10 protein-coding genes are annotated in these 12,307 nt (G+C 40.3%); 9 read left to right on the top strand and 1 reads right to left on the bottom strand.

Annotated features, from left to right (window positions below):
• On the top strand, nt 1–1,296 hold the full coding sequence (locus CMT41_RS12545) for an inorganic phosphate transporter (RefSeq protein ID WP_058027448.1): 1,296 nt from the start codon (nt 1–3) through the stop codon (nt 1,294–1,296).
• Between the two features lie 135 nt (nt 1,297–1,431).
• On the opposite strand, the gene CMT41_RS12540 is transcribed toward CMT41_RS12545, so the two are convergent.
• Nucleotides 1,432–1,716: a peptidylprolyl isomerase gene (locus CMT41_RS12540; protein WP_057181614.1), complete on the bottom strand. Its 285-nt coding sequence runs from the start codon at nt 1,714–1,716 to the stop codon at nt 1,432–1,434.
• Between the two features lie 881 nt (nt 1,717–2,597).
• On the opposite strand from CMT41_RS12540, the gene CMT41_RS12535 reads away from it, so the two are divergent.
• From CMT41_RS12535 to CMT41_RS12500, 8 genes are all read left to right on the top strand, one after another.
• On the top strand, nt 2,598–3,149 hold the full coding sequence (locus CMT41_RS12535; RefSeq protein WP_058027447.1) for a DUF2058 domain-containing protein: 552 nt from the start codon (nt 2,598–2,600) through the stop codon (nt 3,147–3,149).
• 180 nt (nt 3,150–3,329) lie between these two features.
• Nucleotides 3,330–3,698, top strand: coding sequence for a glutaredoxin family protein (locus CMT41_RS12530; protein WP_057181719.1), 369 nt, complete (start codon nt 3,330–3,332; stop codon nt 3,696–3,698).
• Nucleotides 3,699–3,892: 194 nt separating this feature from the next.
• Complete coding sequence (gene msrP / locus CMT41_RS12525) at nt 3,893–4,900, top strand: protein-methionine-sulfoxide reductase catalytic subunit MsrP (RefSeq protein ID WP_058027446.1); 1,008 nt, start codon at nt 3,893–3,895, stop codon at nt 4,898–4,900.
• Nucleotides 4,901–4,904: 4 nt separating this feature from the next.
• On the top strand, nt 4,905–5,528 hold the full coding sequence (gene msrQ, locus CMT41_RS12520; RefSeq protein WP_058027445.1) for a protein-methionine-sulfoxide reductase heme-binding subunit MsrQ: 624 nt from the start codon (nt 4,905–4,907) through the stop codon (nt 5,526–5,528).
• Between the two features lie 274 nt (nt 5,529–5,802).
• Nucleotides 5,803–7,305, top strand: coding sequence for an amidohydrolase (locus CMT41_RS12515; RefSeq protein ID WP_082606556.1), 1,503 nt, complete (start codon nt 5,803–5,805; stop codon nt 7,303–7,305).
• An 11-nt stretch (nt 7,306–7,316) separates the two neighbouring features.
• Nucleotides 7,317–8,639: an amidohydrolase family protein gene (locus CMT41_RS12510; RefSeq protein ID WP_058027444.1), complete on the top strand. Its 1,323-nt coding sequence runs from the start codon at nt 7,317–7,319 to the stop codon at nt 8,637–8,639.
• A gap of 289 nt (nt 8,640–8,928) precedes the next feature.
• The gene (locus CMT41_RS12505) at nt 8,929–11,136 is read left to right on the top strand and encodes a patatin-like phospholipase family protein (RefSeq protein WP_058027443.1); all 2,208 of its coding nucleotides are present in this window, start codon (nt 8,929–8,931) and stop codon (nt 11,134–11,136) included.
• A 247-nt stretch (nt 11,137–11,383) separates the two neighbouring features.
• Nucleotides 11,384–12,304: a D-hexose-6-phosphate mutarotase gene (locus tag CMT41_RS12500; RefSeq protein ID WP_058027442.1), complete on the top strand. Its 921-nt coding sequence runs from the start codon at nt 11,384–11,386 to the stop codon at nt 12,302–12,304.
• The last annotated feature ends 3 nt before the right edge of the window (nt 12,305–12,307 follow it).

The raw sequence follows: 12,307 nt of genomic DNA, 5'->3' as shown, positions 1-12,307 counted from the left end.
ATGGATATTATACTTAACTCAGGCGGCACCTTTGTCATTATTGCTGCTGTTGTGGGCTTCTTCATGGCATGGGGTATTGGTGCCAATGATGTCGCTAATGCCATGGGAACCTCTGTTGGTTCAAAAGCACTAACCATTAAACAAGCTATTATTATAGCGATGGTTTTTGAATTTGCCGGAGCTTACCTTGCTGGTGGTGAAGTGACCTCAACCATACGTAAAGGCATCATTGATGCTAGTTACTTTATCGAAACGCCTGAATTACTTGTTTATGGCATGATTTCAGCATTATTTGCTGCGGCAACCTGGTTATTAATCGCTTCAGCCTTAGGTTGGCCGGTCTCTACCACGCATTCTATAATTGGCGCCATTGTTGGTTTTGCTGCGGTAGGCGTAAGCCCTGATGCTGTTGAGTGGGGTAAGGTTCTTGGTATTGTTGGTAGCTGGGTTGTCACGCCACTTATCTCAGGTGTTATCGCTTTTGTTATTTTTAACAGTGCACAAAAATTGATTTTTGATACCGATAAACCATTAGAGCAAGCTAAGCGTTGGGTTCCTGTTTATATGTTTCTTGCTGGTTTTGTCTTATCACTGGTTACCATCAAAAAAGGTCTTAAACACATAGGTTTAGAAACTGTCGATCTTGGTATTGTCACCCTTGAAATCAAAGGCGCAGGTGGTTATTATTTAGCAATTATTGTCGCTGTTATCGTGGCAATCATAGGTAAAATATTGATTAGTCGCTTGAAGTTTGATGAAACGCTTGCCAAAAAAGCGCAATACGTCAATGTAGAAAAAGTATTTGCTGTATTAATGGTAATTACCGCTTGTGCTATGGCTTTTGCTCACGGTTCAAATGATGTTGCTAACGCCATTGGTCCATTGGCCGCGGTGGTAAGTATTGTTGAAAATGATGGGCAAATTTCTGCTACGTCAGCCATTGCTTGGTGGATTCTTCCGTTAGGTGGTTTTGGTATTGTTGCTGGACTAGCGCTGTTTGGTCATAAAGTAATGGCCACCATTGGCCAAGGTATTACTCACTTAACGCCAAGTCGTGGTTTTGCTGCTGAATTAGCTGCGGCTAGTACTGTGGTCATCGCCTCGGGTGCAGGTCTGCCAATATCAACTACACAAACTCTGGTTGGTGCCGTGTTAGGTGTCGGTATGGCCCGTGGTATTGCCGCCATTAACTTAGGTGTGGTGCGAAACATTGTTATCTCTTGGGTTGTCACTTTACCTATAGGTGCAGGTTTATCCATTTTGTTCTTCTGGATGATGCAGGCAACTTTTAGCTAGCTTGTTACTGCCCTAAGCTTCTAGAAAACAGAGACAAAAAAGCCGCAAATTTTGCGGCTTTTTTATGTTCTTTATTTAAACTTAGTTTTTACAAACCATTAGCTTAACTAGCTTTTTATTTTACTTTTTATTGGACTAGGTTTCGCTACGTTCAGTTACTTCTAATAAGTGGTAACCAAACTGAGTTTTTACTGGGCCTTGTACGGTATTTAAAGGTGCTGAAAAAACAACTGCATCAAACTCCGGTACCATCTGGCCAGGGCCAAAGCTACCTAGATCACCACCTTGGGCATTAGATGGGCAGTTAGAATGCTCTTTAGCTACTTCAGTAAAGTCTTTACCTGCTTCAATTTCTGTTTTCAAGGCTAAACATTGTTCTTCTGTATCCACTAAAATGTGGCGTGCACTTGCTTGAGACATACTACTTTCCTGTTACTTTAAATTTGAAATTATATTTTTGAAATAATTATAATCATATAATTGATCGCCTGTACAGTAACGCATCTACCTAGCAATTGAAAGTCAGGGAAATGAAACTTGCGCCTTAGCCATCGGAATACCTTAGATGTCAGTGGTTATAATACGGGCGTTTAAAACAGCTATAAAAGCTAGTTATCAATGAATTCAATGAGTATAGGCCATTTTAAATACAGGGGTTGGCTAACCACTTTAACCCATAGCTGAACTTTATAATATTACGAAAGGCTTCGTTGTTTACTTGTTTTTTGGGTGTTATCATCGGATCAACCAGGACAAAATTATAGGGTTATTACCACGGTTAGAGGACAATAATGCTATTTTTAGTCGATGAATTACCAGTAAAACTTTACCATTTATGTCTTATTAACTAAGCCTTGGCAAAGGCCATGACTGTCTAGGAAAATAATTGCTGGATAAAAGCAACCGGTAGGTAATCGATACAATACCAAGGAACTTGTTCTCACTCAGCGGGCATTAAAAGTCTTAGAGCCAAGGCATTGATGGTCGAGAATGGTTATTGAGGAGAATATACTCAGGATCATTGCTCCGGCATTATCCACATAAGGTACCGTCTGCATTCTCTAATAAGTATCCATGCCGAGTCCTTATCAAAAGTAATAACGCCAGTGGATAAGTTTTTAAATTCGCCCTTCGGGAACTAACTTAATGGACTTGGTATAATGTCTTTCTTTAGCCAGGATAATACTTGATGCGTTACTCTGGAGTCTTTATGCGCCTAAATTGGCACTTACGCTTAAATATGGGTAGAATAGCAAAAAATTTTCGCCTCACATATTGCCTAAAGCAGTAAGGAATTTATCATGGCTTCTCTTCAAGAACAGTTGCTCAAAGCCGGTTTAACTACCAGGCAAAAAACGCGTCAAGCAAATGCCGATAAACGTAAAAAAAATAAGCAAAAACGTAGCGGTGTTGATCATGGCGCGAGTTTACAAGAGCAAGTAAAACAAGACTTAGTTAAGTCGAAAGCTGACAAAGTTGCTAAAGATAGCGCACTTAATGATGTTAAAAAACAAGAGGTTGCTACTAAAGAACAGCTATTACGCATCAAGCAAATTCTTGAACACCACCAACTGACAGGTGTTAGCGGGGAAAGTGAATATAACTATACCTTCAATAATAAAGTTAAAAAATTATCGCTTAATACCATCACCCATAAAGCACTGGTCAATGGCCGCTTGGCATTATGTGGCTTAAATGAAGTCACTTACCTTGTTACCAGTGAAACGGCTGCCAAAGTCGCAGAGCTCGACCATACTATGGTGCTAGTGCAAAACGATAAGTTAGCGACTGCAGAAACGGATGAAGATGATCCTTATGCAGATTATCAAATTCCCGATGACCTAATGTGGTAGTTAATTAATAGGACAATGGTCAGCAAAATAATAGTCTGACAATTGTGTTAGAATAATTGCCAGAATTGGTGTCTTGAACGCCTATAACACTAGTACCTATATTAATAGTTAACCTAAACAAAGTGTTAATTAAGCATATAGAAATTACCTTATTTACAAGAGTTACTAAATATTATGTTGATGAAAGCTATCCGTTGGCCCATAGGGCAATTAATTTTAATACTAAACTTTATTTTTTCACCGCGCTCACCAAAACGCGCGATAGAGGAACAAGCTAAAATTGATGATAAAACCCAAAGCTTAAGCTTGTATCAGCTACCATCTTGTCCTTTTTGTGTAAAAGTGCGCCGTACCATGAAACGAGAAGGTTTAAAGATTGAGCTACGTAATATCAGTGGTAAAAATGATTTTAGTGAAGAGCTTATTCGTGAAGGCGGTAAACGCAAAGTACCTTGTCTACGTATAGAGAAATCAGATGGTCAAGTGCAATGGTTATATGAGTCAAGTGATGTGGTAGCACATTTACAAACCTTAACTAAAGCCGCTTAACTTTAGTTAAACTTAGCTTTAGTTTAGTTGAGATAAGTAAACTAAAGCTAACTTTCCTTATTATAAAGTGTGCCATTGATGGCGCACTTTTTTTATTTTAAATGTTAGTAATATCTTTAATGAGCCAGCTTTGAAATTTAATGTAGCTAAAACCTATCTTATTACTAGTTGTCATATTTAATAAGGGATTAGCTGTGCTTATAAAAACAGCCAAGAGCTACGATTTAAAAGAAAGCGATGTAACCCCAGAAGATGTATATCTAAATAGGCGTGAATTATTAAAGGGCATGGGCTTTTTAGGGGCGGGTGCTTTGTTAGCTACTGCTAGTGCTAATGCGAACGCTGGTTGGTTCTCCAAAGATGAGCCAATAAAATTCAAAACAACACCGTTAAAGTACATACCGGATACAAACACCGATAAGTTAATTCTTACTCCTGAAAGTAAAGTTATTTCCCACAACAATTTCTATGAATTTGGTGCACAAAAGCAGCAACCACAAGAGTTAGCACAAAACTTTAACGTTAATCCTTGGCAGTTAACTATTGGTGGTGCATGCGATAAGCCCATCACTTTAGATTACCATGACCTAACCAGTATGTTTCCCCTTAAAGAGCGAATTTATCGTTTGAGGTGTGTTGAAGCTTGGTCCATGGTCATTCCTTGGATCGGCTTTTCTTTGGCTGACTTATTAAAGAAAGTAGTGCCTAACGCCTCGGCAAAATATGTATTGTTTGAAACCCTTGATGATCCAGAGCAGATGCCAGGACAAGCCAATAGACGCTTAGGCGGTGGTATTGCTTACCCCTATGTTGAAGGACTTAGACTTGATGAGGCGATGAACCCACTGACTTTAATGAGTGTCGGTTTATATGGTAAAACTTTACCGCCGCAAAATGGTGCGCCCATTCGGTTAGTGGTGCCATGGAAATATGGCTTTAAAAGTATTAAATCCATAGTGTCGATTACGTTAGTAAGTCAGCAACCACAAACCACCTGGCATAAGCTGGCACCTAAGGAATATGGTTTTTACGCCAATGTTAACCCCGAGCATGACCATCCAAGGTGGAGTCAAGCCAGTGAACGGCACATAACGACGGGAGGTTTATTTGCCCGCAACCGCATTAAAACTTTAGCTTTTAATGGTTATGGTGAGCAGGTAGCTCATTTATATAAAGGTATGAATTTAAGACAGTTCTTTTAGTTGTATGAAGAAAAAAATAGCCACGGCGAACAAAGTATTTATGTTGAAAGTTGTTATTCATCTAGCGGCTTTTTTGCCCTTGTTCAATTTATATACCCTGGCTTTTAATGATTTGCTCGGTGCTGATCCGGTGCAACGGGTGATTCACTTTACCGGTATCGGTGCTTTTAACTTGTTACTGCTAACGCTTACTGTGTCACCGCTGGCCAAAAAATTTAAACAAGGTTATTTATTGCCAGTAAGACGCTTACTTGGCTTATATGCTTTTAGTTATGCCTTTATGCATATATTGAATTTTTTAGCTTTTGACTTGCAGTTTGCTTGGTCGTTATTTTTTAACGAAATTGTTAAACGCCCCTATATCACAGTTGGCATGATTGCCTTTGTGTTATTAGCTGCGCTGGCCATTACTTCCGTTAACCGCCTTAAACGGAAAATGGGTAAATCATGGCAAAGCTTACATAATTTTTCTTATCTTATAACTGTCTTGGTGGCGATTCATTTTTATTGGTCGGTTAAATCTGAACTTATTTCACCGCTGTTTTATTTTATCTTGACCCTCATTTTATTAGCTTTTCGCTATAAAAAAATTAAAGCGTTACTTTTCTCTATCGTTAAGAAAAAATAACCATCACCAGTTTAGATACGCTGAATGCTTCATTTTGCGGTGACATGGCTATAAAAAATTTCTCATGGGTAAGGGCAGACTCTGATTTGAGCTTAATCTCAGTCATTAAACCTAGTTTTTTGATTGTTTGTCGTCATAACCTTGTTGTTTTAGCCAAATAAATTTATGGTATTGGGCAATATGTTTCGCTACAGGAATTAAGATGCCTAAAAAGTCATTACCACGCAGTTTTTTTAACGGTAAATTCACTAAAAAAATCACTGATAATAAAAGTATGTTTACCTTGCTCGCCACCAGTATGTTGTCACTTGGTTTAACTGCTTGTCTACCCAATGAAAAACAAGATGCTAAAGTTGTTATCAATAAAAATCCTTACCCAAGTACTTACCAAGCACTACCGGCGCAAAGTATTTTACTAACCAATGCCACTATCTTAACCGGTACTGGTGAGCGCTTAAATGATGCCGACATCTTGTTAGTTAATGGCAAAGTTATGCAAGTAGGTAAGGACTTACTCGCAGGTAAGGCGAAGGTTATTGATATGACCGGTAAGTGGATTACCCCAGGTATCATTGATGTTCATTCCCATTTAGGTGTTTATCCAAATCCACAAGTGGAATCACATTCCGATGGCAATGAGATGACCTCGCCTAATACTTCAGAAGTTTGGGCTGAACATAGCGTTTGGCCGCAAGATCCGGCCTTTGAAGCTGCTCGTGCTGGTGGTGTAACTACCCTACAGATATTACCTGGCTCAGCTAATTTATTTGGTGGCCGTGGTGTTACTTTACGTAATGTACCCAGTGTAACCATGCAAGGCATGAAATTTGCCGAGGCACCTTATGGTTTGAAGATGGCTTGTGGTGAAAACCCTAAACGTGTTTATGGTAGCCGAAAAGTATTACCATCTACTCGCATGGGTAATGTTGCCGGTTACCGCAGTGCTTGGCTTGCTGCGACGGAGTACCAGCGTGCTTGGGATAAGTATGACAGTGACTACAGCGCGGGCAAAAACCCGAAAGCACCAAAACGTGATCTAGAGCTTGATACCTTAATGGGGGTTTTAGACGGCGAAATTTTAATTCATAACCATTGTTATAAAGCGGAAGAGATGGCGGTAATGATTGACCTTGGTAATGAGTTTAATTATCACTCGGGTACTTTTCACCATGCTATTGAAGCGTATAAAATTGCTGATTTATTAGCTGCCAATGGCAACTGTGCGGCCATGTGGCCAGATTGGTGGGGCTTTAAAATGGAAGCTTTTGACATGGTTGAAGAAAATGTTGCCATTGTTGATGCGGTTAAAAATTCTTGTGCTGTGGTGCATTCTGACTCAAGCACAACTATTCAACGTTTAAACCAAGAAGCGGCGAAAGTGATGTACCGTGCCAATGAGCATGGTTTTGCCTTAAAAGAAGAAGATGCCATTAAGTGGATTACCGCCAATGCCGCCAAATCTTTGGGTATTGATGATGAAGTTGGCAGTTTAGTGGTGGGTAAAAAGGCTGATGTTGTCGTTTGGAGCACTAATCCGTTCAGCGTTTATGCCCAAGCTGAGCAAGTCTTTATTGATGGCGCTAAGGTTTATGATAGGTTTGATGATAAATACCAAGCTAAAAGTGATTTTTTACTTGGCCAAACACTAGATAGTTATGTTGATAGCGATGCCAGTAAAGCCGCTAACAAAGCAAGCACTGAACCGGTAAACAGTTCAGTAAACAACTCAGTAAATAAGCCAGCAAGCAAACCAGTAACCAAACCAGTAACCAAATAAGGGCAACATCAATGAAAAACATTCAATTAATTACTTCGTTGCGTTATGTTTTGTTTGGCGCACTAGCCCTAACAACTAGCGCGGTACAGGCAGAAAAAATAGCTATCACCAATGCCACTGTGTATACCGTTGCTGAACAAGGGGTACTTTTACAAGCAACCGTTGTTATTGAAGGGGGAAAAATTACCGCCGTTTATAGCAAGGATGACGTGCCAGACTCACTTAATGCCGACACTATTATCGATGCTAAAGGACGTATTTTAACGCCAGGTTTTATTGCCACTAAGAACTTATTGGGTTTAGTTGAAGTGGGCGCTGTCTCCGATACTCGCGATGGCTCTGATAAAAAAGCAGATTTAACCTTTGATGCCAGTTTAGCCTTTAACCCTAAGTCGAGCTTAATACCTTATGCGCGCAAGGGCGGTATAACCAGTAACTTGGTTATGCCACATGGTGGCGAAAAAGTGTTTACCGGTCAAAGCTTTGTCGTTAATTTATCCGGTGAATTTGACAGTGTTATTGTCTCGCAAAACGCGGTGATAGTGTCACTTGGAAGCACTCGTAAAGGCTCAAGAGCGGTTAAATTGCAAACCTTGAGTAATGAACTTGAAGATGCACAAAAATCCTTAGCTAAAGCCGAAAAAGCTAAAGCCAAGAAGAAAAAGTCGCAAGGAAAAGACAAAGAAGACAAAGAAGAAAAAGAAGAAAAAGAAGCTAAAACGCCATCGCGGGCAGAGCAGGTCATGTATGCTTTATTATCAGGTGAAAAACCACTATTGGCTTACGCGGATAGAGCAACAGATATTCTCGCCTTACTTAAAATAAAGCAAAAATATAACCTTGATCTAATACTTGTTGGCGCAAGCGATGCTGTGCTGGTTAGCGAAGAAATAGCGAAAGCCAAGGTAACGGTAATGATGAGTGCTATTGATAACTTACCGACTAGTTTTGATTCATTGCATACCTCACTTGCCAATGTCGCTATATTGAGCAAAGCGGGTGTTACCGTTATTATCACTAATAGTGGAGAGAGCCATAACATTAATCAATTACGCTTTGATGCGGGTGTGGCCATTGCCAATGGCCTAGCAGAAACCACTGCCTTAGCCGCAATTACTGCCAATGTTGCCGATAGCTTTAACTTAAACTCTGGCCGTATTGTTGTCGGTAAAAATGCTGATTTAGTTTTATGGAGCAGTGATCCGTTTGAAATTAGTACCAAGGTCGATGCTATGTGGATTAACGGTAATGCTATGTCGTTAACATCACGCCAAGATGCATTACGTCAACGTTATACCGCCGATACTGATATGCCGCGTGCCTATACTAAATAATGATCAATCTTTAAGGTAAGCCTAAGGTTAAGCATAAAGCTAAAGCCTTGGGGCATTGAGGGAGTCACTGTACCGTTAACAAAGCCCGTATGTTAAGGAAACTCAACATACGGGCTTTTTATTTTACTCATCACAATTGTTAAAATAAATTGCCTTGGTCAGTATTATATTCAGCGCATTCGCTAAGTGATGGCTAAATTGAGTCCAGAGATTAAACTTGTATTTTAATTATTGAACATTATTATAATGAAACATATTTAACTGACTAACTAATTTTTAAGCAACTATTATGCGTTTTGTTTTACTGACTTTTTTACTCTTTAAGCTAGCTACGTTAGCTTTTTCTGTCCATGCCCGGGATAAAATTGGTTTAGTCTTAAGTGGCGGTGGCGCGAAAGGCTCGGCCCATATTGGTGTGCTTAAAGTTCTAGAACAACATAACATTCCTATCGATTATGTGGTCGGTACCAGTATTGGCGCTTATGTCGGCGGCATGTATGCCTTAGGTTATGAAGTTGATGAAATTGAACGTATTATGCTGGCACTGCCTTGGCATGATGGTTACTCTGATTTCATCCCAAGGGCAGCACTCTCTTATGCCAATAAACAGCACAGAGATAGGTACAATTTATCAATAAGATTAGGTTATAGCGATGGCGAGTTTAAAGTTCCCCATGGCTTATTGTTAGGACAAAGTGCTTATCAAATCCTACAGCGCTCAACGGATACCGTCAGCTCTTTTGCTAGTTTCGATGACTTGGCCATACCCTTTCGAGCGATTGCCTCAAATATAGCAACAGCAAAAATGGTGGTGCTGGATGCTGGCAGTATTAACCAAGCAATGAAAGCATCGGCCGCCGTACCAGGTATTGTCGCGGCGGTCGAAATTGATGGCGTGATGTTAGTTGATGGCGGTATCACCAATAATATGCCCATTGATGTCGTTAAAAGTATGGGCGCCGATATTGTTATTGCTGTCGATATTGGCTCGCCATTAGCAGAACAAAGTGAATTAACCAGTACCGTATCCGTGCTCAATCAGTTATCTACCATTTTAACGAACAATACCAGTTTGGCGAAAAAAGCCTTAATGACTGATAAAGATGTGTTGTTACGGCCAGCCATTGATGAGCTAAGCACCACAGATTGGTCGGTTATGCCACAAGCGCTAAAGTTGGGCGAGCAAGCCGCGTTGGCTAATTTAGATGTTTTGGCAAAATTAGCCATTAATGACATTGATTATCAAGCTTATCAACAACAAAAGCGCAATAAAGCTCAACGGTGGTTTGCTAAGCTAGCCGACAAAATTGTTGAAATTCAATTTAGCAATGATTCAAAAGTAGAAAACGATATTATTGCCCTGCACTTTGCCGTTGAGTTAAACAAAGAACTGAGCAAAGAAGCCTTAGATTTAGCCATTGATAGAGTCTATGCCTTAGATAAATTTGAACAAGTAACCGTTGAGTTTATTGATACCGAGCAAGGTAGGGTTTTAATTCTCTATACTAAGGCTAAGTCTTGGGGGCCTAATTACTTTGATTTTGGTTTTAATTTAAAGACAGACTTTTCTAATCGCTCTATCACTTCGATGAATATGTCTTATTTGATGACAGATCTTACCCCTAAGGGTGGTCGCTGGTTAAATGAAGTTAGAGTTGGTTGGGAAACCTTACTTGCTAGTGAATTCTATCAACCGTTGAACAAGTCACATGATTTATACAGTCGCGCTAGAGTTACCTTTGCTCAAGACCGGTGGGAAAAAACCAATCAACGTCCTGAACTGAGTAAAGACTCTTATTTGGCAACGCTATCCTTAGGTTATAATTACTCTTTTAACGGTATTATTGAGTTAGGCGTAACGGCTGAAACGGGGGATTTATCCTTAGATACTCCCGATACTGATGAGTTTGATTATCAGAGTTATGGCAGCTTTGTTAAGTTTGCTTATGATACGCTCAACAGTATTAATTTCCCCACGCAAGGCAATAAGTTATCCGTTGAAGTGCAGTGGCTAAATGATAAGTACTCACCGCATTTAACCACCACTACAACAGATAAAACCCTGACCTTTACTCTTGATTGGCGTGGTGCTGTTGGTCTTGGTGGCCATACTTTTGTTGGTATAACCTCTTTTGCCACTATAGATAATGACAGTGACTTTAGTGTCCATGTGACCGAGCTAGGTGGTTTCTTAAACCTGTCTGGCTATCAAGAGGATGCGCTTATTGGTGTACATAAAGTCTTTGCTGCGGTTGTTTATCAGTATGATTTAGGCCGTGAAGTACCCGGTGGCTCAGGTTTACCTATTTATTTAGGGACCAGTATTGAGGCCGGTAATGTTTGGGCTATGAATGAAACCGTTAAATACAGTGATTTAATTCACTCCGGCAGCATTTACATAGGCACAGACACCAGTTTTGGCCCTGCGGTATTCGGTATAGGGGCTGCCACAGGCGGTGAGTATTCGCTATTTTTATCGCTAGGTAAAAGCTGGTAGATAGGCCACTGTAGCTAACGAAGTGATTTCTCGCTAAAAGAGCATATTTTTATATGGCTTGCTGTTAAGTAAAAGCTAGCAGGTAAGCTTTTATGCTATCAACCAGTGTTAGCTTCTTATAGAATTTAGCAGCTTTTAGCTACTTGCTAATAAAACCTAGCTTAATCTACCGTTTAAAAACGCGAACAATTGATTTTGGTATAACAAGCACTTACCACTTTATAACCTAACCACATTAGTTACCGCCATGACACAAATATTATTAGATAACGATTTTGCTCAAGTTACCGCCATCACCCTAAACCAGGGTGATTCTTCACCAGGAAACCTTCCAGCGGGGAATGCTACTGAATGTCATGAGGGACTCAGTATTAGCCATGTACATTGCCAAGCACGGCTAAGTTTGTATGGCGGGCAAGTGTTAAGTTTTACCCCCAGGGGCCATAAAGATGTTTTATGGTTAAGTGAGCAAGCTAGTTATCAACGCGGTACAGCAATTCGCGGTGGTATCCCGCTGTGTTGGCCTTGGTTTGGTGCGCATGATAAGCAGATAAAATCAGCTAACCATGGCTTTGCTCGCCAACTGCCATGGCAACTTGAAGCAATTGAGGCCGATGAAAGTGGCGTTACCCTTGTTTTGGTCTTAGAGGGAGAGCAGCAACATCCGCTGTGGCCTAATGCCTATAAATTAAAGCAAACGCTGTTTTTTGGTAAAAGCCTTAAACAGACCCTAGCCATGAGCAACCTTTCGCCAGACGATGCCCAATACTCGACTGCCTTGCATAGCTATTTTAGTGTCAGTAAGCCAAAAAACGTCACCATAGATGCGTTAACTGGCGTGAATTATTATGATAAATTAACCGGTAATTCGAGCATTCAACAACAGAGCGTTAGTTGTGTCGGCGAGATTGATCGTGAATATCATAGCAGTGAACCAATGACCCTTGTTGATAGCCAGTGGCAGCGTAAAATTACTATCGTCAGCAGTAATTGCCAACAGTGGGTGTTATGGAACCCAGGCGTTGACTTAGCCAATACTATGGCAGATATTCACCCTAATGGTGAGCAAGAATATGTTTGTTTAGAAGCCGCAAATACTCGCTGGCAAGCACTGCCGGCAGGGACAACTGTCATCATCTCGCAAGAAATAACCGTCACTAAACTTTAACTA

Origin of the sequence: Colwellia sp. MT41 (assembly GCF_001444365.1) — a bacterium.
GTDB lineage: Bacteria > Pseudomonadota > Gammaproteobacteria > Enterobacterales > Alteromonadaceae > Colwellia > Colwellia marinimaniae.
The sequence above is the reverse complement of the archived record's forward strand: the minus strand, read 5'-3'. Positions and strand labels throughout refer to the sequence as shown.